20 protein-coding genes are annotated in these 23248 nt (G+C 65.2%); 4 read left to right on the top strand and 16 right to left on the bottom strand.

Going from position 1 to position 23248, the window contains the following annotated elements:
* Window positions 1-86 precede the first annotated feature (86 nt).
* Window positions 87-1343, bottom strand: coding sequence for an urea ABC transporter substrate-binding protein (gene urtA / locus JOD78_RS05010; RefSeq protein WP_039788032.1), 1257 nt, complete (start codon window positions 1341-1343; stop codon window positions 87-89).
* Between the two features lie 510 nt (window positions 1344-1853).
* Between urtA and JOD78_RS05015 the strand changes: the two genes are divergently transcribed.
* From JOD78_RS05015 to JOD78_RS05030, 4 genes are all read left to right on the top strand, one after another.
* Window positions 1854-5300: an ATP-binding protein gene (locus JOD78_RS05015; protein WP_209566719.1), complete on the top strand. Its 3447-nt coding sequence runs from the start codon at window positions 1854-1856 to the stop codon at window positions 5298-5300.
* Window positions 5278-6270 (top strand): response regulator transcription factor, encoded by a 993-nt coding sequence (locus tag JOD78_RS05020; protein WP_209566721.1) that lies wholly within the window; start codon window positions 5278-5280, stop codon window positions 6268-6270. Before JOD78_RS05015 ends, JOD78_RS05020 begins: the two co-directional genes overlap by 23 nt.
* Window positions 6271-6363: 93 nt before the next feature.
* Complete coding sequence (locus tag JOD78_RS05025; protein WP_008329502.1) at window positions 6364-6561, top strand: hypothetical protein; 198 nt, start codon at window positions 6364-6366, stop codon at window positions 6559-6561.
* A gap of 239 nt (window positions 6562-6800) precedes the next feature.
* Window positions 6801-8000 carry an alginate lyase family protein gene (locus tag JOD78_RS05030; protein ID WP_209566723.1) on the top strand — a complete coding sequence of 400 codons (1200 nt, stop codon included), beginning with the start codon at window positions 6801-6803 and terminating at the stop codon, window positions 7998-8000.
* Between the two features lie 54 nt (window positions 8001-8054).
* Here the strand turns inward: JOD78_RS05030 and JOD78_RS05035 are convergent, their stop codons facing one another.
* The 15 genes from JOD78_RS05035 to JOD78_RS05105 are packed head-to-tail and all read right to left on the bottom strand — an operon-like array spanning window position 8055 to window position 23242.
* Complete coding sequence (locus JOD78_RS05035; RefSeq protein WP_134135822.1) at window positions 8055-9524, bottom strand: cobyric acid synthase; 1470 nt, start codon at window positions 9522-9524, stop codon at window positions 8055-8057.
* A complete protein-coding gene (cobD, locus tag JOD78_RS05040) occupies window positions 9517-10527 on the bottom strand; it encodes a threonine-phosphate decarboxylase CobD (RefSeq protein ID WP_209566725.1) in 1011 nt (336 codons plus the stop codon). Before cobD ends, JOD78_RS05035 begins: the two co-directional genes overlap by 8 nt.
* Window positions 10520-11479 (bottom strand): adenosylcobinamide-phosphate synthase CbiB, encoded by a 960-nt coding sequence (cbiB, locus tag JOD78_RS05045; protein WP_204726536.1) that lies wholly within the window; start codon window positions 11477-11479, stop codon window positions 10520-10522. The genes cobD and cbiB overlap by 8 nt, the downstream gene beginning before the upstream one ends.
* Window positions 11473-12084, bottom strand: coding sequence for a bifunctional adenosylcobinamide kinase/adenosylcobinamide-phosphate guanylyltransferase (cobU, locus tag JOD78_RS05050; RefSeq protein ID WP_204726537.1), 612 nt, complete (start codon window positions 12082-12084; stop codon window positions 11473-11475). The genes cbiB and cobU overlap by 7 nt, the downstream gene beginning before the upstream one ends.
* Window positions 12081-12752, bottom strand: coding sequence for a 5,6-dimethylbenzimidazole synthase (bluB, locus tag JOD78_RS05055; protein WP_134135828.1), 672 nt, complete (start codon window positions 12750-12752; stop codon window positions 12081-12083). Before bluB ends, cobU begins: the two co-directional genes overlap by 4 nt.
* Window positions 12749-14083 carry a cobyrinate a,c-diamide synthase gene (locus JOD78_RS05060; RefSeq protein WP_209566727.1) on the bottom strand — a complete coding sequence of 445 codons (1335 nt, stop codon included), beginning with the start codon at window positions 14081-14083 and terminating at the stop codon, window positions 12749-12751. Before JOD78_RS05060 ends, bluB begins: the two co-directional genes overlap by 4 nt.
* Window positions 14083-14685, bottom strand: a complete 603-nt coding sequence (gene cobO, locus JOD78_RS05065; RefSeq protein ID WP_121041544.1) for a cob(I)yrinic acid a,c-diamide adenosyltransferase — start codon at window positions 14683-14685, stop codon at window positions 14083-14085. Before cobO ends, JOD78_RS05060 begins: the two co-directional genes overlap by 1 nt.
* A 31-nt stretch (window positions 14686-14716) precedes the next feature.
* Window positions 14717-15844 (bottom strand): GTP-binding protein, encoded by a 1128-nt coding sequence (locus JOD78_RS05070; protein WP_121041546.1) that lies wholly within the window; start codon window positions 15842-15844, stop codon window positions 14717-14719.
* A 2-nt stretch (window positions 15845-15846) separates the two neighbouring features.
* Entirely contained in the window at window positions 15847-17406 is a 1560-nt protein-coding gene (gene cobJ / locus JOD78_RS05075) for a precorrin-3B C(17)-methyltransferase (RefSeq protein WP_209567624.1), read from the bottom strand.
* An 18-nt stretch (window positions 17407-17424) separates the two neighbouring features.
* Window positions 17425-18228, bottom strand: a complete 804-nt coding sequence (locus JOD78_RS05080; protein ID WP_209566729.1) for a cobalamin biosynthesis protein — start codon at window positions 18226-18228, stop codon at window positions 17425-17427.
* Window positions 18225-19001, bottom strand: a complete 777-nt coding sequence (gene cobM / locus JOD78_RS05085; RefSeq protein WP_209566731.1) for a precorrin-4 C(11)-methyltransferase — start codon at window positions 18999-19001, stop codon at window positions 18225-18227. Before cobM ends, JOD78_RS05080 begins: the two co-directional genes overlap by 4 nt.
* Entirely contained in the window at window positions 18998-19756 is a 759-nt protein-coding gene (gene cobI, locus JOD78_RS05090; protein ID WP_209566733.1) for a precorrin-2 C(20)-methyltransferase, read from the bottom strand. Before cobI ends, cobM begins: the two co-directional genes overlap by 4 nt.
* Window positions 19753-20946, bottom strand: coding sequence for a cobalt-precorrin-5B (C(1))-methyltransferase CbiD (gene cbiD, locus JOD78_RS05095; protein ID WP_209566735.1), 1194 nt, complete (start codon window positions 20944-20946; stop codon window positions 19753-19755). The genes cobI and cbiD overlap by 4 nt, the downstream gene beginning before the upstream one ends.
* Entirely contained in the window at window positions 20943-22520 is a 1578-nt protein-coding gene (locus JOD78_RS05100; RefSeq protein ID WP_209566738.1) for a precorrin-8X methylmutase, read from the bottom strand. The genes cbiD and JOD78_RS05100 overlap by 4 nt, the downstream gene beginning before the upstream one ends.
* Window positions 22517-23242: a cobalt-precorrin-7 (C(5))-methyltransferase gene (locus tag JOD78_RS05105; RefSeq protein ID WP_209566740.1), complete on the bottom strand. Its 726-nt coding sequence runs from the start codon at window positions 23240-23242 to the stop codon at window positions 22517-22519. The genes JOD78_RS05100 and JOD78_RS05105 overlap by 4 nt, the downstream gene beginning before the upstream one ends.
* Window positions 23243-23248 lie beyond the last annotated feature (6 nt).

Here is a 23248-nt window from a genome sequence, read left to right on the forward strand (position 1 = left end):
GAGAAATGGGCGGCAGCGCCCGCATGTCACTACAGACGCCGCCGCTTTGCTGCACGAAGGGCCGGTGCGGCACCGGCCGGGCCGCCTTACTGGTAGCCCTTGGGGAAGGGATTCGGCTCGATCAGTTCGGACTCGTAGACCACCTTGAACTGGCCATCCTTCTGCGCCTCGCCGATGCGGGTCTTGCTCCACAGGTGATGGTTTTCGTGGACCTTGACGTAGCCTTCGGGCGCGGTCTTGAGTTCGATGCCGGGCGAAGCGGCCACCACCTTGTCGACATCGAAGCTGCCGGCCTTTTCCACGGCAGCCTTCCACAGCCAGGGGCCGAGATAGGCGGCTTGGGTGACGTCGCCGATGACCGAATTGGCACCGAACTTGGCCTTGAACTCGGCCACGAATTTCTTGTTGTTGGCGTTGTCCAGGCTCTGGAAATATTTCATCGAGGCGAAGAAGCCTTCCACGTTCTCGCCGCCGATGCCCAGCATTTCATCCTCGGTCACCGAAATGGTCAGCAGGTTCTGGGTCTTGGCGGTCACGCCGGCGGCCTTCAGCTGCTTGTAGAAAGCGACGTTGGAGCCACCGACCACGTCGGCGAAAATCACGTCGGGCTTTTTCAACTTGATCTTGTTGATGAGCGAACCGAATTGCGTGTTGCCCAGCGGGTAGTATTCCTCGCCCACCACCGACCCCTTGAGCACGTTCTCGATGTGCTTGCGGGCGATCTTGTTGGAAGTCCGCGGCCAGATGTAGTCCGAGCCAACCAGGAAGAAGGTCTTGGCCTTCTTCTCCTTGGCCACCCAATTCAGGCCTGCCAGCACCTGTTGCGTCGCCTCCTGCCCGGTATAGAACACGTTCTTGGACTGCTCCAGGCCTTCATAGAAGGTCGGGTAATACAGCAGGCCGTTGTCCTTCTCGAACACCGGCAGCACCGCCTTGCGCGAGGCCGACGTCCAACAGCCGAAGACGGCAGCCACGCGGTCGTTTTCCAGCAGCTTCTTGGCCTTTTCGGCGAAGGTTGGCCAGTCGCTGGCTCCGTCTTCCTGGATGATCTTGATCTTGCGGCCGAGGATGCCGCCCATGGCATTGATCTGGTCGATGGCCAGGCGCTCGGCCTGGATCGAACCGGTTTCGCTGATGGCCATGGTGCCGGTAGCCGAGTGCAGCTGGCCGACCGTGACTTCGGTATCGGTGATGGCCAGCTTGGTGGTGTTGACCTTGGCGGTCGGATACTGCTGGGCCGAGGCCATGCCCGGCAGGGCCGCTGCTGCCGCCCCGGCGGCCAGGCCCATGAGGATCTTGCGGCGCGGGAGCGAGGGAGGATTGGAAGACGAGGAATGCGACATGCGGTACTCCTTTCGGGCGTTGTTGTTGGACTCGGTCTGGGCCATCGTGGCGTCATGCAAGCGGTGAAACGAAGACCGGACAAGTCACTGCCCCGGCAGTGGCGCAGCTCGGGAAACCCCGTCCATCACACGGTTCCGGCGCTTCGTTCTGAGGCGCAGAATAGGTTCGCAGGTGCAGCGCAACAATACGTTGTTTGACGTAAGCCCCCTGCTGGTGCGGCCTGCCGGCCTGCACAGCTTTTGATCATGGCTTGCCTGCTGTTGGTGCGCACTTTGCGTGCAGGGCGTCGGGATGCGGCGACGGCGTTCATGCCGGCTGCCTTTTCTTGGTGAATTCTCATGTCATGCAGACAGGCATCTACGTCATTTGACGTATGCCCTCTTGCCCCGAATGGTTTGAAAATTGCTTGGACATAAACACGAGCCAGGCAGCCCGTCTGCGCTGCAGCACACTGACAGAATGCTGACGGACATGAGCCACCGGAACCCCCGACCCCACCAAGAGCCAACGTGACCCATCCCGCCACACAACGCATCGTCAAGGTCAGGCGCGACTACAACACCTGGGTCGCCAACGAGACGCTGGAAGACTACGCGCTGCGCTACACGCCGCTGTCCTTTCGCCGCTGGTCCGAATTTCGCCTGGCCAACACGGCGCTGGGGGCCACCTCCTTCCTGGCGCTGGAAGCCATCAGCGGTGCCATCACCCTGAGCTATGGCTTCACCAATGCCTTCTGGGCCATCATCTGCGTGATGGTGCTGTTCTTCGCGACCGGCCTGCCCATCAGCTATTACGCGGCGCGCTACGGGGTCGACATGGACCTGCTCACGCGCGGCGCCGGCTTCGGCTACATCGGTTCGACCATTACCTCGCTGATCTACGCCAGCTTCACCTTCATCTTCTTCGCGCTGGAAGCGGCCATCATGGCGCAGGCCATCGAGATCTATTTCGGCCTGCCGCTGGTGTATGGCTATGTGCTCTGTTCGCTCATCATCATCCCCATGGTGGCCTACGGCATCACCCTCATCAATCGCCTGCAGATGTGGACCCAGCCGCTGTGGCTGGTGCTGCTGGTGCTGCCCTATGCCTGCGTGCTGTACAAGGAACCGGAGGCACTGTCGAACCTGATGAGCTTCGCGGGCCGTGCCGAAGAAGGCAGCTCCTTCAACCTCACGCTCTTCGGCGCTGCCGCCACGGTGGCCTTCTCGCTCATTGCGCAAGTGGGCGAACAGGTGGACTTCCTGCGCTTCCTGCCGCAGAAGACCGCCGCCAATCGCGGCCGCTGGTGGAGCGCCCTGCTGCTGGCCGGACCCGGCTGGATCCTGCTGGGCGGGGCCAAGATGCTGGGCGGAACGCTGCTGGCGTTCCTCGCCATCCAGCATGAAGTGCCCATGGCGCGTGCCGTGGAGCCGACCCAGATGTACCTGATCGGCTACCAGTACGTGTTCGGCAATCCGGCCTTTGCGCTGGGGGCGGTGGTGCTGTTCGTGGTGGTGTCGCAGATCAAGATCAATGTCACCAATGCCTATGCCGGCTCGCTGGCCTGGTCCAATTTCTTTGCGCGCCTCACGCATAGCCATCCGGGGCGCGTGGTGTGGCTGGTGTTCAATGTGCTGATCGCGGTGCTGCTCATGGAGCTTGGGGTGTTCAATGCACTGGAACACGTGCTGGCGCTCTACAGCCTGGTGGCCATCTCCTGGATCGGGGCCGTGGTGGCCGATCTGGTCATCAACAAGCCGCTGCGCCTGAGCCCGGCGCACATCGAATTCAAGCGCGCGCACCTGTATGACGTGAACCCCGTGGGTGTGGGATCGATGGTGATTGCCACCCTGCTCTCCACGCTGGCCATGTCGGGCGTGCTGGGCAAGACCATTGCCGCGATGGCCCCCTTCATCGCATTGGGGACGGCGCTGGTGACGGCGCCGCTGATCGCGCTGGCCACCGGCAGCCGCTACTACATCGCGCGCCGCGATACGCTGTCCGAGCAGAACTATCGTCCCGTCACGCCCGGACAGGCGCATTCGGTACTGGATTGCGTGATCTGTGGCAATGCGTTCGAGACGCCGGACATGGCGCATTGTCCAGCCTACCAGGGGGCCATCTGTTCGCTGTGCTGTTCACTCGATGCACGCTGCAAGGACCGCTGCAAGACGCCCCGCGCACGCCTGCCCAACCAGATTCTTCATACGCTGCGCCAGCTGATCCCGGCGCGCTTCGCACTCAAGCTCAATACGCGTATCGGGCATTACCTGAGTGTCTTCGGGCTGCTGGCCGGCGGGCTGGCCATCGTTTTGTGGATGCTGTATTTCCAGCAGATGGCCGATCTTTCCGGGCTGAGCTTGTCCGCACCGGATTCACTGCGGGGTGTTTTCATCAAGCTGTTCTGCCTGTTGCTGGTGGTGGTAGGCGTCGGCGCCTGGTGGCTGGTGCTGACCAACGAAAGCCGTGCCGTGGCCCAGGAGGAATCGGAACGCCAGACCAACCTGCTGCTGCAGGAAATCGAGGCCCACAAGCAGACCGATGCCGAACTGCAGCGCGCCAAGGAAGCCGCCGAATCGGCCAACCTGGCCAAGAGCCGCTTCGTGGCCGGCATGAGCCACGAATTGCGCACGCCCCTGAACAGCATCCTCGGCTATGCCCAGATTCTGCACGTGGATGCCACCATCCCGCCGGCCCGCAAGGAAGCCATCGCCATCATCCGCCGCAGCGGCGAACATCTGTTGAGTCTGATCGATGGCCTGCTCGATATCGCCAAGATCGAAGCCGGCAAGATGCGCCTGGCCTCGGACGAGCTGGCGCTGGAAGCTTTCCTGGAACAGATCGTCGGCATGTTCGCGCCACAGGCCGAACAGAAGGGGCTGCACTTCCGCTTCGAGAAATCCGGACGCCTGCCGCAGATCGTGCACGCGGACCAGAAGCGGCTGCGCCAGATCCTCATCAACCTGCTGGGCAATGCGGTGAAATTCACCGATCACGGCGGCGTCACGCTCAAGCTGCGCTACGCCCGCGAGATCGCGTATTTCGATGTGATCGACAGCGGCATCGGCATTGCCGACGAGGACCTGGAACGCATCTTCCTGCCCTTCGAGCGCAGCAGCGCCGCCAATCTGCGCGAAGACATCGGCACCGGCCTCGGCCTGGCCATCAGCCGCATGCTGGTGCACATCATGGGCGGTGAACTGAGCGTGCAGAGCCGGGTCGGCCAGGGCAGCAGTTTCCATCTCAAGATCTACCTGCCTGAAGTACACGTCCCGCGCCCGCGCATCAAGCTGGAAGACCAGATGTCGGGCTACGCCGGTCCTTCTCGCCACATCCTGGTGGTGGACGACCAGGCCTCGCAACGTCGCCTGCTCAGGGACATGCTCATGCCGCTGGGATTCGTGGTGAGCGAAGCCGACAGCGGACTGGTCTGCATGGAGCGTCTGGGACGCGAAGTACCGGACCTGATCCTGCTGGACATCGCCATGCCGCAGATGGATGGCTGGACGGTGGCCCGCGCCATTCGCGCACGCGGGCTCACGCAGCTGCCCATCCTGCTGGTCTCGGCCAATGCCTTCGAGAACCTGCATGAGCGCAACGAGCCGCCGCTGGTCAATGACTTCGTGGTCAAGCCGGTCTCGTATCACGAATTGCTGGGCAAGATCCGCCAGCATCTGCAACTGGACTGGGTGGCGAGCATCCTTCCTGCTGTGCCGGCAGAAGTGCCACCGCCATCTGCGGCGCCACAGGCCCTGATGCTGGTGCCACCGCAAGAGAAGCTGGCCACCCTGCTGGAACTGGGCAGCATCGGCTACGCCAAGGAAATCCTGCGCCAGCTCGACGCCATGGAGCGCCAGCAGCCGGCCTACCTGCCCTTCACCACCGAGCTGCGGCAGCTGGTCAAGCAATTCCGATTGAACGAATACGTCACCCGCATCAAGGAGCTGATCCGACATGATCTCAACGACGTTCGATAGACACGTGGTACTGATCGTCGATGACATGCCCGACAACCTGGCCATGTTGTCCGACGCGCTCGATGAGAGCGGCCACATCGTGCTGGTCGCCACCGACGGCCTGGCGGCGCTGGAGCGGCTGGATCACATCACGCCCGACCTGATCCTGCTGGATGCGATGATGCCCGGCATCGATGGCTTCGAGACCTGTCGCCGCATCAAGCAGGTCAAGCGCGTGGCGCATGTCCCGGTGGTGTTCATGACGGGCCTGTCGGAGACCGAGCACGTGGTGCGCGGCTTCGAGGTCGGCGGCATCGACTACGTGACCAAGCCGATCCGTCCGCAGGAGGTGGTGGCGCGCATCGGTGCGCATATCCGCACTGCGCGCATGATGACGCAGACGCGCGGCATGCTGGAACATGCGGCCCATGCGGTGATCGTGCTGGGTGGCAATGGCCTGCCGATGTGGCAGACCACCAAGGCCTCACAGTGGCTGGAAAAATACTATGGTCCGGCGGCACCGGCCAGTCACAAGCTGCCCGGGCCCTTGCAGGTCTGGCTCAACGAGCAGCTGGTACGGCAGCGCCAGGGCGAGAGCCTGGATCACGTACCGCCGTTGATCGTGCGCCAGCAACAGGATGAACTGCACATCACCCTCTCCGGTCCGGGCCAGGGTCATGGCGTGAGCCTGGTGCTGGAGGAGAAGATCGCCGGCTCGGCGCATCGCGGCGAAGAGCTCATGGTCCTGCCGGCCACTCTGGAAGGCGCACGCCTGACGCCGCGCGAAAGCGACGTGCTGCTCTGGCTGGGCAAGGGCAAGACCAACCGCGACATCGCCGAGATCCTCGGCATGAGCCCGCGTACGGTCAACAAGCACCTGGAACATATTTTCGTGAAGCTGGGGGTGGAGACGAGGTCGGCGGCGGCGGTGCTGGCCAGCAGTATCGCGGCGGCCAGCGGTACCAGCAGCGGCAGCCAGTTGCTGCAATGAACCCGGCCCAATCAAAGTGCGCACGCATGGCCGGTTTGGCCTATCCTTGCACAGGGCACTCACGCCCATCATCACCGAAGCAAAGGAGTCAACATGCCCAAGAAAGAGAAACTGGACCCGGAAACCGAAGCCCTGATCCAATGGTGTACCGAAGTCGAGCAATTCCTGGTCAAGGGCGGTGCCACGCTGGACCAGGCACAAGAGCACATCGAGGAACAGGTCGAATGGTTCACTGACCTCTACTACGATGGCCTCACCCCGGAAGAAGCCGCCAAGGAAGCCCTGGCCTGATTCTCATCCGCCACTCCCCCAACCGCATCCCGGCCCGCAAGGCCGGGATTTTCTTTGGCTGACACGCTGCACCGTGACACCGGGGCCGCCGAGGCAGACCACCGCTCACAGGACAAGGCAAGTGAAACGCCTTTGATCTGAGCTGAACCCGGCCAACGTTACGCAGTCAGAGGACGAGCCCGGTTCAGTGATCCCAGGCTTTGCTGGACACTCCACTGTCGCCCCTTCACGCGCACACCATGCTGACAATTTTCTTCCAGACCACCCGAACCACACTGCGTACCGCCTTGCTTTGCCTGTGCGCGGGATGCACGCCGCTGGCGGAGGCCGAAGGCAGCGCCTTCGTTCATCCGGGCGGCCTGCACACCACCGCGGATTTCACCCGGATCAAGACCCGCCTGGCCGCCATGGACCAGCCCTGGACTGCAGGCTGGCAGCGCCTCACCGGCAACCGCCACGCCGGCCTCGACTGGCAGCCGGCGGCGGTCCCGGTGATCTATCGCGGCAAGGATGGAGCCGGACATGCAGAAAACTACAGCCGCCTCTTCAATGATGCGGCCGCAGCCTATGCCCTGGCCCTGCGCTGGAAAATCAGCGGCGACGATCGCTACGCCGCGCGCGCTGCGCTCTTGCTTGACGCATGGGCCAGCACCTTGCAGGCTATCGAAGGCAGTTCGGACCGCTTCCTGGCATCGGGCATCTATGGCTACCAGCTGGCCAACGCAGGAGAACTCCTGCGCGACTATCCACATTGGCCCGGCGGCGGCTTCAACGCGTTCAAGGACATGATGCTGCGGGTCTTCTACCCGATGAATCACGACTTCCTCACCCGCCACAATGGGGCCCGCATCGATCACTACTGGGCCAACTGGGACCTCGCCAACATGAGTTCGATGATGGCGATCGGGATCCTGGCCGATCGCCACGATCTCTACCAGGAAGCCGTCCGCTACTTCAAGCAGGGAGCCGGCAATGGTGCCATCAACAATCTGGTCTGGACGCTCCATCCCGACGGTCTTGGCCAGATTCAGGAAAGCGGTCGCGACCAGGGACACAGCCTGCTGGACCTGGCCCTTGCCGGCGCGTTCTGCCAGATGGCCTGGAACCAGGGTGATGACCTGTTCGGCTACGAAAACAATCGGCTGCTGCGCGGTGCCGAATATGTGGCGCGCTACAACCTGGGCGATACCGTTCCCTTCACGCCCTATCACAACAGCGACGTGACGCAGGAGACCATCTCACCCGCAGGCCGAGGCGAAATACGCCCGATCTGGGAACTGCTGTACCAGCACTATGTGGTGCTCAAAGGCCTGCCCGCGCCCGCCGTGCAACGCTTTGCCGAGAAGGTGCGGCCGGAGGGCGGCGGCGGCGACTACGGACCCAACAGTGGTGGTTACGATCAGACCGGCTATGGCACCTTGATGTACACCTTGCGTTAGCAAGCCGCCCTTCCGGCAGCGCCAGGCAATCAGACGTGCGTCTGGCCTGCCGTATTACTTCAGCGCAAACCGCGTCGGCACCCGCTGCAGGGCGTCATACAAGGGCCGGCAGGACTCGGCCAGACGCTCCAGGCTGGCCTCGCGCAGCGCGTCCAGATCCACCGGCTCCGTTCCCGCCAGTCCGGCCCAGGCCAGCAGCGCACCGAAGGCTTGCGGCGTATCGAACATGCCATGCAGGTAGCTGCCCAGAATCTGACCATCTTCCGATTGCGCACCCTCGCCGCGCCCGTCGATCACGAACGCAGGACACCCCAGCGCCGGGCCGGAGGACACGCCCATGTGGATCTCGTAGCCACTGACCGTTGCAGCCGTCTCTCCGAAGGCACACTGGCCGCTGACCTGCAGCAGTTTCTTCTCACGCGTCAGTTCGGTACGCATGGGCAGCAAGCCGAGGCCGGCACTGCTGCCGGGCGCACCTTCCACACCATGCGGATCGTCCACGCTCTCCCCTAACATCTGGAAGCCGCCACAGATGCCGATGAGCTTGCCGCCATAGCGCAGGTGGCGCGCGATGGCCGTGTCCCAGCCATGTTCCCGCAGCCAGCGCAGGTCACCGCGCGTGTTCTTGCTGCCCGGCAGGATGATGAGATCGGCGGGCGGCACCGGCTGACCCGGCCCGATGAAACGCAGGTCCACACCGGCATGGGCGCGCAGCGCGTCAAAGTCGGTGTGGTTGCTGATGCGCGGAAAGACCGGCACCACAATGCGGAAATCGCCCTTGACTTCCTGCGTGGCCGCCACGGCATCCTCGGCATCGAGATGCAGTCCGTGCAGGTAAGGCAGCACCGCCAGCACGGGCTTGCCGGTGCGGGCTTCGAGCCAATCCAGGCCACCCTGCAAGAGACTGATATCGCCCCGAAAACGATTGATGACGAAGCCGATCACGCGCTCGCGCTCACTCTCGGAAAGACAATCGAGGGTGCCGGTCAGATGGGCGAAGACGCCGCCCCGGTCGATGTCGGCCACGATGATGACCGGACAATCGACCGCTTCCGCAAAGCCCATGTTGGCGATGTCACGCGCGCGCAGGTTGATCTCGGCCGGACTGCCCGCGCCCTCCACGATCACGCAGGCATATTGCGTGCGCAGGCGCTCGTAGGATTGCAGCACGGCCTGCATGGCTTCGGTCTTGTAGCGGTGATAGTCACGGGCGTTCATATCCGCGCGCACCTTGCCATGCACGATGACCTGAGCGCCGGTATCGCTGGAAGGTTTCAGCAGCACCGGGTTCATATCGGTGTGGGGCGCGATACCGGCGGCCTGGGCCTGCAAGGCCTGGGCCCGTCCGATCTCGCCACCGTCGCTGGTGACGGCGCTGTTCAAGGCCATGTTCTGCGGCTTGAAGGGGGCGACGCCGATGCCATCCTTCTTCAGCAGACGACACAGCGCAGCGGCCAGGGTGCTCTTGCCGGCATCCGACGTGGTGCCCTGGATCATCAAGGTATGAAAGGGAAAATCAGCCACGTTGGCTCCATGTGTTCAAGGCATCTTGCAGACGCGTCCAGCCCGCTTCATCCGGCGGCAGGCCGAGCCGGATGCCACCGGCGCCGCGCGTGAAGAGGCGCACCCAGATGCCGGCACGCGCCATCGATTCATGAAACGCCTGCGCCTCGGGCTCGGGCCACCACTGGAACAGCGCCGTACCACTGGCGCGGATGCCGTGCTGCGCCAGCAGCGCATGCAGGCGTTCGCCTTCGGCCAGCAAGGTCTGCAGCGTGGCGGCCTGCCATGGTCGATCACACAGCGCGGCGCTGCCGATCTGCTGCGCCGGGCCGCTGATGGACCAGGGACCGAGCCAGTCGGCCAGCGCCTCCAGCACGGCGGGCGCAGCCCCCACGAAACCCAGCCGCAAACCGGCCAGGCCAAAAAACTTGCCGACCGACCGCAGCACGATCAGGCCAGGCTGGCCGCTGTGGGCGGCCACGCTGTGGCCCTGCACGGTGTCGCCAAAAGCCTCATCCACCACCAGCCAGCCACCGCGTGCGGCCAGCAGCGTCGACCAGCGTAATACATCCTCCGGTGCCGCCATGGCACCGGTCGGGTTGTTGGGATTGCACAGCACCAGCACCTCGCAGCGCGACTCACGGACCGCCTCATCCAGATCGTCATACGGCACCTCCCGCACGGCATGCCCTGCACGCCGCCAGCAGTGGGCGTGTTCGGCATAGATGGGGGCCGCGACCACCACCTGTGCCGGTCGGCCTTGCTGTTGCAGGCGCAGTTGCGGCAATGCCTGTATCGCCGCTTGCGTGCCCGCCACGGCCAGCAGGCGGGGCGCGCCGTAATACGCGCAGGCGGCCCGTTCCAGCGCGTGCGAGGGCTCGGGCAGGCGATGCCATGCATCGGGCGCAGGTGCAGGGGCCGGGTAAGGACGCGGATTGATGCCGGTAGAGAGGTCCAGCCATTCACTGCGCGCACGGCCGTAATGGCGGGCCGCTTCGTTCAGATTGCCGCCGTGTTCAAGCATGGTGCGCTCCCGTTCCGACTGCGAGGGTCAGCACTGCCAGCGCGCAGACCACGGCCACCCATAGCGCCGTGCTCATCGCCACCAGACGCCAGGCACGCACGATGTCCGGCCCTTGCGGCGGCAGGCCGCGTCCCAGCGGAGGGCGCTCTTCCACTTCACCGTCGTAGATGGCAGGTCCGCCCAGGGCCAGCCCCAGTGCGCCGGCACCGGCCGCCATCACGGGGCCGGCGTTGGGGCTGCTCCAAGCGGGTGCCTGCGCCTTCCAGCAATCCAGCGCTTGGCGGCGCTGGCCCAGCCACGCATAGGAGAACGCGGTCAGGCGGGCGGGCAGCCAGTTGAGGGCATCATCGATGCGGGCGGCAGACCAGCCAAAATACAGGAAACGCGCATTGCGATAGCCCCACATGGCATCCAGCGTATTGGCCAGCCGGAACAGCAACGCCCCCGGACCGCCCGCCACCAGAAACCAGAACAAGGTGCCGAAGACGGCATCGTTGCCATTCTCCAGCAGGGATTCAACGCCCGCCTTGGCCAGCTCGCCCTCACCGGACTCACGCGTATCCCGGCTGACGATGTACGAGGTCAGCCGCCGTGCCAGTGGCAGATCGCCTTGCGCCAGCGCCTGCGCAATCGGCAGCGTATGTTCGCGCAGGCTGCGCAGGCCGATGCAGAAATACAGCAGCGCCGCATGCGCCAGCGCGGCCAGCCATCCCGGCAATACGGAGAGCAGCCAAGCGCAAGCCAGCACCGGCGGCAACACTGCCAGGCACCAGGCCAGTACACCGCGCAGACGCAGCGCGGGAGCGTGATTGAGTGCGCCCTCGATGCGCTTGGCCAGGTGGCCGAAGCCGACCAGCGGATGCCAGCGCCGCGCCTCGCCCAGCAGCAGGTCCAGCGCGATGCCCAGCGCCACCAATGCGGCCAGCGCGGGCCACGACAGCCCGCTCAACATGGATGGTCCTTGAAGGTCAGCGGCAGGCCGGCCGCCACCCATTGCACGCGTTCGCACAGGGCCGCTACAGCCTGGTTCAGGCGCCCTGCCTCATCGACGAACCAGCGCGAGATCGCCCCCTGCGGCACGATGCCCATACCCACTTCATTGGAGACCAGGATCACGCTACCCTGCGCGTCCTGCAAGGCGCGCAGGAAATCCGCGCGCTGCTGCGTAAAGGCCAGCGGCGGCGTGATCGGCCCTACCTCCGGATAGTCCACGCCCTCGGCGAAGAGCAGGTTGGCCAGCCAGACGGTGAGACAGTCGACCAGCACCACGGACTCGGGCCGGCTCAGGCTCCGCAGCGCCTGACCCAATGCCAGCGGTTCTTCCACGGTGCTCCAGTGGCCGCCCAGCGCGCGGCGGCGCTGCTGGTGATGGGCGATGCGTTGCTGCATCTCGGCATCGTCGCGGCTGGCGGCGCGATTGGCGGTGGCCAGATAGACGATCTCCTGCGGACCGGACTGCGCCGCCGCCAGGGCCAGGCGCTCCGCGTGCGCACTCTTGCCGCTGCGGGCGCCGCCGAAGATGAGGCTGCGATGTCGGGTTGAGATTGGGGAAGTCATGCTTGTGATGCTCCTTGCACGGGCCAGCGGTCTTCAAAGACCAGGTCCTCCAAACGTTGGCGGGTCGCCCATTGCTCCTGCTCCAGCATGGGCTTGTCATAGAATGCGGGCACGTGGCCCAGGCACAGTACCGCTACCGGTTCGGCACCCTCAGGCAGATGCAGCAATTGCGCCAGTGCCGCCGGTTCAAACAGCGATACCCAGCCCATCCCCAGCCCTTCGGCACGGGCGGCCAGCCACATGTTCTGCAGCGCGCAGGACAGCGAGGCCAGGTCCATCTGCGGCAAGGTGCGGCGACCGAAGATATGGGTCTCGCGCTGATCCATCAGTGCGGCGACGAGTACCTCGCCACACTCGCGAATGCCTTCTACCTTCAGGCGCATGAATTCGTCTTCGCGCTGATCCAGTGCGCGAGCAGTGGCGATGCGCTCCTGTTCCACCAACGTATGGATCTGCTGGCGCAGCGCCTGGCTGCGGATGCGAATGAAACGCCACGGCTGCATGAAGCCCACGCTGGGGCCATGATGGGCGGCCTGCAGCAGGCGTTCCAGCAGGTCAGGCGCAACCGGATCGGGCAGGAAATGGCGCATGTCGCGCCGCTCGCGAATGACACGGTAGACCGCATCGATCTGCGCCTGCGGATAGCGGTGAGAGACGCCCTCGCTCATGAGGCCGCCCCTCCCAGCAGCGCCGCCACCGTGCGCGGCGCCGAACGGAAATAGGCGTGCAGATAGCTGGCGGTGACCTGGCCACGGCGATAGACCACTTCCCCTTCGGAAGAATCAAAGAGACGCTCGCCGCGTGCGATGAATTCCGCCCCGACCACCGCACGCGAATAGTGGAAGGTATGGCAGCGCAGATGCTCGCCGACTGCACCGGGCAGGTTCAGTTGCAAGGTCTGGTAACCGAGTCCCTGCAGGCGCGGCTGCACCGTGGCCTGGCCGGGCAGGATGCCGCACAGCTGGCCGCTGCTGCCGTCACCGGCAATGACCGTCTCCAGCAGGAACAGCATGCCGCCGCATTCCGCATAGAGCGGCTTGCCGGCCCCGGCATGCGCGCGCAGCCTGGACTGGGTACGTTGCGCGGCCTGCAGGGCTGGCAGGTGCAGTTCCGGATAACCGCCCGGCAGCCAGACCGCGTCGCACTCCGGGACCGCTTCATCGGCCAGCGGCGAGAAGAAGGTCACGGTGGCCCCCATGAGCGCCAGCAGATCGAGGTTGGCGGGGTAAATGAAGGAAAACGCCAGATCGCGCGCCACGGCGATGGTCTTGCCCTCCAGCAGGCGCGGGAATGCGCGTTCCGGCGGGGGCGTGCCGAAGTCCACTTCCGGAGGCAGATTGGCCAGTGAAGTAGCGGACATTCTTTCGGCCACGGCATCCAGGCGTGCATCCAGATCGGCGATCTCGGGCGCAGCCACCAGGCCCAGGTGGCGCTCCGGCAAGGCGAATTGCATGTCGCGCTGCAAGCCGGTCAGCAGCGGCACTGAAGGCCGTGCATTCTGCAGGCCCTGGCGCAGCATCTGCGCATGGCGCGGACTTGCCACGCCATTGGCCAGCACCCCCGCGAACTTGAGCTCGGGACGATAGGCCAGCAAGCCTTGCGCCAGCGCGCCGATGGTCTGGCCCATGCCGCGCGCATTGATGACGGCCACGATGGGAATGCCCAGCAACTGCGCCAGGTCGGCACTGCTGGGCTCGCCATCGAAGAGGCCCATCACGCCCTCCACCAGCAGCACATCGGATTCGGCGGCGGCCAGTGCCACCTGGCGGCGGCAGTGATCCTCCCCGCCCAGCCACAGGTCGAGGTTGGCCACCGGCTGGCCGCTGGCCTGCTGCAACACCATCGGATCGAGGAAATCCGGGCCGGTCTTGAACACCCGCACCCGCTTGCCCTGGTGGCGATACAAGCGTGCCAGGGCGGCGGTGATGGTGGTCTTGCCGTGGCCGGAGGCCGGGGCCGAGATGAACAGGGCCGGGCAACGATATTGCGGGGCAGACATCAGAACTCCACGCCTTTCTGCGCCTTCACGCCCTGCTCCTTGTAGGGATGTTTCAGCGGGCGCATCTCGCTGACCAGGTCGGCCTGTTCAATCAAGGCCTCCGGCGCATGGCGGCCGGTGACGACGATGTGCAGCATCTCGCGGCGTGCCGCGAAGACACGCAGCACTTCCTCCAGATCGAGGTACTGGTATTTCAGGACGATGTTGAGTTCATCCAGGATCACCATGTCGTAGCTCGGATCCCCGATCATGCGCACGGCCTCGTCCCAGCCGCGCGCGGCGGTGCGCATGTCGGCGTCGCGGTCCTGGGTATCCCAGGTGTAACCTTCGCCGACGACGTGGAAGTCACAGTTGGCGTGCCCGCCCAGGAAGTCGCGCTCGGCGCTGTAGAGCGCGCCCTTGATGAACTGCACCACGCCCAGCTTCATGCCGTGGCCGAGGATGCGCATGCCCATGCCGAAGGCGGCACTGGACTTGCCCTTGCCGGTACCGGTGTTGACGATCAGCAGACCCTTTTCCTTCTGGGCGGCGGCCTTCTTCTTTTCGAAGCCCTCCTTGTGACGCTGGGTCATGCGCTTGTGCGATTCGGGATCGGTTTTCATGGTGAGGTTCTTTCCTGGTACTGCAACAAATTCAAATCCATTCGGTGCCGGTCAGCGACGACAGCAACTGCGCCACACGCGTGCGACTGGGGTGGTAGCCAATGAAGACCAGTTCCGATCGTCCCGCGCTCTTGCCGCCCTGCGCGCCGGCCACGACGGCCCGCGCACGCACGGCTTGCAGCAATTGCGTGCTGCCCTCGGCAGTGGCGATGAAACCCTTGGTGCGCAGGATGGGCTGGTCCAGCGCCACGGCCACCACGGCACGGCGCAGGGACTCCGGCTCCTGCGCTGCCTGGCTGCGCAGCGTAAAGGATTGCCAGCCGGGATCCTGCTCATGGAAATGCTTGTGGGTGGACAAGCCATGGCTGTGCGCGCCCAGCCCGGAGTGTGCATGGCCATTGAAGCGCCACTGGTCCGCTGCCACGGTGGAGCGTTCGCCCGGCATGCCGACCGGCGTGTAATGGTGATGCACGGTGCTGCCTGCCTGGTGCAGGCGCAAGCCGAGTGCGAGACGGATGTCCAGCCTCGCTCCATAGGCAAGCTCCAGGAAACGCACGTTCGGTGCCAATGCGCGCACGGTCTCCTCAGCCTGCAGCAGCGGCGCTTCTTCCATGCCATCGATCTTGTTCAACACCACCACGTCAGCGCATTCCAGCTGCTGGCGGAACAGCTGCGCCGTCGCATCGCGCACGGCGTCGCCGCTGGCAAAGGCTTCTTCCAGCAGCAGCGGCGTGTCGACCACGGCCAGCGTGGCATCGAGCACGAAGTGCGGGGCCAGTTCCGGCGATTGCAGCACTTCCATGACGGCACTGGGCAGGGCCAGGCCGGACGTCTCGATGAGCACGTGATCGATCTGTGCCCGCCGTGCGGCCAGGGCCAGCATGGCGGGGACGAAATGTTCATCGTCGCCATAGGCGATGAGGCCATGGGCAAAATCCTGGATCTGTACATGACCCTGCGCATCTCCTTCGGCACGCAGCAAGTCGCCATCGATGGCGACCTCGCCGAATTCATTGATGAGCAAGGCCAGACGGCGCGACTGGCGGCGCTGGACCAGGCCGCGCAGCAAAGTGGTCTTGCCGGCACCGAGGAAACCCGTCACCACTGTTACTGGTATCGGCGGCAATGGTGGCGGCAAGGAAGGTAAGACGCTGGCCATCTTCAGCCCCCGGCCAGTGCCGCCAGTTGCGCCTGCAGGGCCGGCACATCATGGGCCACCTGCGGATAGGCCAGCGCTGGCCGGCGCACCGTCAACAGCGGGATGCCCAAGGCGCGCGCCGCCTCCACCTTGGCCCGATAGCCACCGGCCTCGCCCGAATCCTTGGTGACCACGCAGTCGATGCCCCAATCCCGCCACAGCGCTTCATTGAAGGCCTGCGAGAACGGTCCCTGCATGGCGCACAGGTGGGCGCGCGGCAAGCCCAGCTCCAGCGCGCGCTTGATGAAGTCCGGATCGGCGGTCACGCGCGCGAACCATTGCTTGGCGGCCGCACCGGGCGCCTGCAGGAAGCTGCCCAGGTCCTTGGAGCCGGTGGCCAGGAAGATGCGGCGGCCCATGGCGATGGCGCGGGTGGCGGCTTCTTCCATGTCGGCGCAGGCGTGCGGGTCATCGGCGGCCAGGTCGCTAGCACGTTCGTAGCGCAGATACGGTATCGCCAACTCCTTGGCCAGCGTCATGAGTTGCTGCGACATCTGCACCGCAAACGGATGCGTGGCATCCACCAGCACGCGCGCCTGGCTCTCGCGCAAGGCCTGGCGGCGCGCTTCCACGCCCTGGCGGCCGGACCAGACGTGAGCCCCCGGACAATCCTGGCTGGCCAGTTCGCCGCCATAAGCGGTCGCCGTGGAGATCACCACCCGCTCGCCCTGCCCGGCCAGCTCGCGTGCCACCAGGTTGCCATCGCTGGTGCCGGCAAAGACCCACACCGCCCGCTGCGGCAGTTGCGCCACTTCAGCGGCCTGCGATTCTTCGCTCCAGTCGTTGTAGCCGCGCGGGGTAAAGATCCAGTCGCGCTTGCGCTGGGTAAAGCGGTTGCCGATGACGATCGAGGTCAGCATGTCGAACTGCAGGCCCGGCAATTCATCCAGGCGATGAATGGACACCTGCTGGCCCGGCCGATAGGCGTTGCGCACCACGCCGCACAGGGTGTGCGGGGCCTTGTGTTGCAGCATCAGCTGCAGGATGCGATAGACGCCCTCCTGCCGCCCGGCACTCTGCACGTTGTAGAGCACGCAGGCCAGGTCGGCCTGGGCGATGTGGCTGGCGCGCTGCTCGATCCATGACCACGGGCACAGCAGGTTCGACAGCGACAGCGTGGCGAAGTCATGCGACAGTGGCGACCCCAGCAGCGAAGCGCAGGCATTGGCCGAGGTCACGCCGGGAATGACGTTGACCTCGTAGGTATCGTCCTCGCGCATGTCGTCGAAGGCCAGCGCGGCCATGGCGTAGATGCCGATGTCGCCGCTGGAGATGAGCGCCACGCGGCGTCCGGCGCGGGCCTGCTCGATGGCCAGCAAGGCGCGCTCGCGCTCTTGCGTGAGCGGCGGCGTGTGGATTTCCTTACCCACGATGTGCGAGGCGATCCAGCGCAAATACAACTCGTAGGCGACGATGACCTCGCTGTCGCGCAAGGCCTCGATGGCGCGCGGGATGATCATCTCTTCAAAACCGGGGCCTACGGAGACCAGGTTCAATACGCCTTTTTTCTTGACGACTTCCATCTGCATACTTTCCATGTTTTACAGCTTGTCTTTGAATGTCCGCCAAGCATCGGCGTCATCCACCACGGCCACGGTCACCCCGTCCAGCGCGGTCTTGCCCAGCAACAGACGGCCACGGGGGCTGGCGATCAAGGCGGCCGGTTCGCAGACGCCGTCCACGCCGACATTCTGGCGCACCCACTCCGAGGGCTTGCCGACCCAGGCACGCTGGGCGATCTGCTCGCGTGCAATCACGCGCAGCGGCAAGTCATGGGTGGCGCAAAAGGCCAGCAGGCCCGGCTCTTGCGCCTTGATGTCGATGGTGGCCACTTCGCGCACCTCGGCCAGTGACGTGCCGGGGCACAGATCCAGCGCCTGCGACACGGCAAGGGCAATCTGCTCTGCCGAGGCCAGCTTGCGGCAACCTATGCCCAGTACCAGCGGCTTGACCGCTTCCGTGGCGGTCGTCACGACCGGCTGCGCCCCCGTCAGTTGCGCCACGCGATAGGCCAGGCCGTTGGCCCCGCCCTCATGTCCGGCCAGCAAGGCGATGGCAAAACGGGCCACCTCATCGACCACCACCAGTGCCGGATCGCTGTGCTTGTCCTGCGGCAGGCCGTCCAGGAAGCGCACGGCAATGCCGGTGGCGCCGATCATGATCCATTGACGATGGCGGCGATAGGCCAGCGCAAACTGCTGCCGCTGCGACAGTCCGCCCTCGGCCTGCAGCCACGGCTGATACAGCTCGCCGCCCAGCCTGTCCTGCAGGTAAAGAGCCAGCGCCGCCGCCTCGGTACGCACCGGCCACAGGCCGAGTTCAGCCGGGGCGACGGGGGGATTCATGCGGCGTCCTTGTTCTTCTTGACCACGCGGAAGAGGTGCGTGAAGTCCTTGGAGTAGAGACTGGATTCGGCGACCTGTTCCTTGTTCAGGGCGGCACCCACCAGCATCATGGTGGTCAGGTTCCACTCGCCGCGCTTGTTCTCTTCCAGCACCTTGTCGAGCGAGCCCTGATAGACGCGCTGCTCCGGCCATGTCGCACGATAGACCAGTGTCACGGGCGTTTCCGGCGGATAGTGCAGCAGCAGGTCGTTGACGATCTTCTTCAGGTGCGGGCCGGAGAGGAAGATGCACATGGTGGCGCGATGTGCCGCCAGCGAAGCGATCGATTCCGATTCAGGCACCGCTGAAGCACGTCCCGACACCCGCGTCAGGATCACGCTCTGCGACACCTCCGGCTTGGTCAGTTCAGCCGACACCGCCGCTGCGGCAGCGGTGAAGGACGACACCCCCGGCACCACTTCATAGGCAATGCCCAGCGCATCGAGACGGCGCATCTGCTCGGCAGTCGCGCCGTAGATGGCGGGATCGCCCGAATGCAGTCGTACCACATCAATGCCCTGCTCGTGCGCACGCACGTAGCAAGCTTGCTGCTGCTCCAGATCGAGGGCGGCGGTATCGATGATCTCGGCCTCGGGGTGGCAATGTTCCAGCAAGGCGGTCGGCACCAGCGAACCGGCATACAGCACCATGCGCACCTGGCCCAGCAGGCGCGCACCGCGCAGGGTGATGAGGTCGGCCGCACCGGGGCCGGCCCCGACGAAATAAACTTTCATGCATTTCCTTTCGAATTCTCTTGGGGCGCGCGATGGCGCTGCGCCTGGGCCGTCTTGCGGATCAGCAGCACGGCGAGATAGCCGCTCGCTTCTGCCGCATCCAGCGAGGTGAGGTCAGTGGCCAGCACTTCACCTTCCAGCCCGATGCGACGGGCGAAGCCGCAGTGCTGCGCAATGCCCATCTCCCGCAGCAAGGCCAGCACCCAGGGCAGGCGCGCGCCGACCTTCATCAGCACGACGATGTCATGGCCTTCGATCTCGGCGCGCAGGGTAGCGGCGTCTTCCGGACAGGGCAGGATCAGCGTGCGCTCCTTGCCCACCCCCAGCGGCCACTCCAGCGCGGCCGCCGCAGCGGCGTAGCTGGTGATGCCGGGCAGCGTCACGCAATCACACCCGGGATACAGGTCACGCACCGCCGCCAGCACATAGCCGTAGGTCGAATAGGTCAGCGCGTCACCGATGGTGAGATACACCACCTGCAAGCCCTCACGCAGTTGTGCCGCCAGTTGCTGGCCCAATTGCGCGTAATGTTCCTGCAGGACCTGACGGTCCGGGTCCATGTTGAATTCGATCTCGCACAAGCGGCTACGGTCAAACTCCACACCTTCCAGGCATTGCAGGGCCACCGACAAGTCCGCGCCACGCGCACGCGGCATGTAGATCACATCGGCCGAGCGCAGCGCAGTGAGCGCCGCCAGCGGCAGATAGCCGGCCGGACCGGGGCCGACACCGATCCCCGTGAGACGTCCGCTCATGCGCCCTCTCCAAGTTGCTGTCCATCCAGATCGAACAGCCGCACCGCGATGCGTTCAACCGCCGGCACGCGTGCATGGGCAAGCGCCGCAATGCGGGATTCGATCTCGCACCAGAGGCGGCGCGACAACGCGGCATCCTGCTGGCGCACCAGTTCTATGATTGCTTCCACCGTATTGGCTTCCTTCATCTGCTGCAGCAGGGCGGCGTCAAACCAGACGCCCTGCCCTGCCGCGTTCATTTCTTCGGCCACGCGGGCCACGCCCTGCATGGCCATGTTGCTCTTGCTGGAGTGTGTATCCCATACGCCATCCAGCACCTTGGCCAGTTTGCCCGGATGCCCCGCCAGCCACAGCAGCGGCAGCGTGCGTCCCTCTTCGGCCAGCGCCTTTTGCGTGAAGTCCAGCGCATCGCCGAGGAAATTGGCGATCTGCACGCTGCGCTTGTCGGGCAGGCCCAGCGTCTGTGCCACGAAGACGCGGCCGATCTTGCCCGGCAGGTAAGCCACCGCATCGCCCGGCGCGCAGGCGGCCAGGGCGACGCGGATGTAGACCTCGATGGAGGCGATCCACGAGGCCATCGACATCGGCTCCACGATGCCCGAGGTGCCCAGGATGGAAATGCCGCCGACGATGCCCAGCTTGGGATTGAAAGTCTTGGGCGCAATCGAGAGACCTTCGCGACAGCCGATGGTGAGGTCGAAGCCCCATCCCTGCGCACCGGGCAACAGCTCCGCCAGCACCTCCGCCACGGCCGCCCGCATCATGGCACGCGGCACCGGGTTGATGGCCGGCTCGCCGACGGCTACCCGCAAGCCCGGCATGGTGGCCGTGCCGACGCCCTCGCCGGCGAAGAACCGTATCTCGCCCCCGGCATTGCGCCGCACCTGCGCCACAATGGTCGCGCCGTGCGTATTGTCGGGATCATCGCCGCCATCCTTGAGCACTTCCGCCTGCGCGGTATCGGCATCGATCATGCTCACCGACTGGATCGGCACACTCAGGTAATGCAGGCCATCGGGCAGGCTCACTTCGGTCTGCTGCACCGTCATGCCCGCCAGCAAGCGATACAAGGCCGCACGCACCGCAGCGGTGGCGCAACTGCCGGTACTGCGTCCGCGCCGCAGGCCATTGGGCGCCAGCACGGACAGGTCGTACTCGGCCCGCTGCAGCTCGCCGCTGGCCTCGTTCACTGCACGCCTTCGCTCTGCGCTTCCTGCGCGACCAGCCAGGCGATGGCATCGATCATCAGTGCATTGACCACGCTGGCCGCCCAGGGCGAGCCGCCGCGCGTGCCGCTGTTGGTGATGCGCGGCACCTGCAGGCAGCGACGCAGTTCATCCTTGCTCTCGCGCGTGCCGACGAAACCGACCGGCAGGCCGATCACCAGTTGCGGCCGCCAGCCGTGTTCGCGGATCAGGCGCACCGCCTCGGTGATGGCCGTCGGTGCATCGCCGATGGCCAACACAATGTCGTTGCCAAACTTTTGCCAGGCGCGGCGGATACCGGCGGCCGAACGCGTCATGCCCAGGTTCTGCGCCATCAGGTGCGATTCGGGATCATGCACGCCGCACCAGGTTTCCACACCCAGCTGTTCCAGCACGGCGCGCTTGAGACCCGTTTGGACCATCGTCACATCCGTTACTACCCGCTTGGTGCGCAGCAAGGCCTTCATGCCGGCCTGCACGGCACCGGCAGAAAAATAGATTTCATCGGCCACGGCGAAGTCGCCGCTGGTGTGGACCAGGCGCTGCAGGACCGTCAGGTGATCGGGCGGGAAGCCGCTCCAGTCGCGTCCGGCCTGGATGATCTCCATGCTTTCCGCTTCGATGGGATGGGGCACGTAAGGGGCCGTGCCTGCCGTGGCCGGCGCCAGTTGCTCGCGCGCGGACAGATCACGCACCTGCAGGTGATGCGCGCGCTGCGGCTCGCCGACCTGCTGCTCGAAGCCGACGATCTGCACCCGGTATTTGCAGAGCGTGCAGTTCATGGCGGCACGGCCTTCAGCGGCATCACGCGCGCGTTCCAGCATCACATCGGCCACGTGCGCATGCACGCCCAGATAGGCCGCTTTGAGCACTTCCACGCCCGGCTCGCGCTGTGCCAGTTCATCGGCAGCGGCGTAGATGCGCTTGACCAGCACGCCATCGAAAAGGAAGAACGGCAACACCACCAGACGCTGCCAGCCTTCGCCAGCGGCCTGGGACAAGCCGTCCCGCACCAGCGGCGTGGCCGTGCCCGAGAAGCAAACCTTGACGCCGCCAAAGCCCATGCCTTCCTGCACCATGCGCGCCAGCTTGGCGATCTCGCCATTGGCGTCCGGATCGGTGGTACCACGGCCGACCAGCACCAGGCAGGCATCCTGGCGATGGATGATTTCTTCCGAACCGGCTTCGGCTTCCACCACGCGCTGCTGCACCAGTTGCAGCAGCAGCGGGTGCAGGTCCATGGGCGCGCCGAAATGGAAATCGACCTGCGGATAATCGCGGGCCAGGGCCAGCAGTTCGGCCGGCATGTCGTTCTTGGCATGGCGCGCGCCCAGCAGCACGCCGGGCACCACCGCCACTTCGGTGGCGCCGTCGGCCACGCAGGCAGCCGCCGCTTCCGAGATCGTGGGGGCCGCAAATTCCAGATAGCCATGGCGCACGATGCGGCCCTCGGCGCGATCCCGCACCAGCGCCACCAGTGCCTCGAATTCCCGCAGGGCATCGGGATCGCGGCTGCCGTGGCCGGCGATCACGACGGCCGATTGGCGCGTGGCGCTCATGCCCGAGCTCCCGCTGCCACCTTCTCCGGCGGCGGTTCGATCTGGCTGTCCATGGGCGTCAAGGTGCGGATGAGCATGATGCTCATGTCGCTGAATTCCTTGTCGGCACAATCGGCCAGCTTGCCGTGCCACTCGGCATCGCCCCGGGTCAGGTTTTCCCAGACTTCCGTGGGATGATCCGGATTGACGCCCTGCTGCAGCAAGTAAGTCGCAATGTGGCGCGGCATGAAGGAGCGCGCCGCATCCCACGGACAAGGGATGACGATGGCATTGCGTCCATCGTTCAATACGTTCACCAGATGGCGCTTGAAAGGCTCCAGATCGCCGCGCCGGTGGAAGGTGATGAAGGTCGTTTCATCAAAGCACACCCGCGCCCTGGAAGCGAGGATCTGCGCCGAGGAAATGCCCGGCAACGTCTCCACGCGATGGCCGCAAGCACGCTCCACGCGCTCCAGGTACTGGAAGCCGCTGAAGTGGATATCGCCCATGAAGACCACCACGCAGCGCTTGCCCGCGTGATGCAGGGCGGCGACTTCGTCGAGCTTGGCGACCTGGTCGCGATAACCCATCAGCACGACCTGCGCGCTGACGGGGATGAGGTCCTTGACCACATCGACCACGGCATTGAAGCCGGCCACCACGTCGGCATTGCGGATCAGTTCCGCGCCGCGCATCGTCAGGTAGGAATGGTCGCCGGGTCCGGCGCCGATGCAGATGATCATGTGTTT

Source organism: Herbaspirillum sp. 1130, assembly GCF_017833835.1.
Lineage (GTDB): Bacteria > Pseudomonadota > Gammaproteobacteria > Burkholderiales > Burkholderiaceae_D > Herbaspirillum > Herbaspirillum huttiense.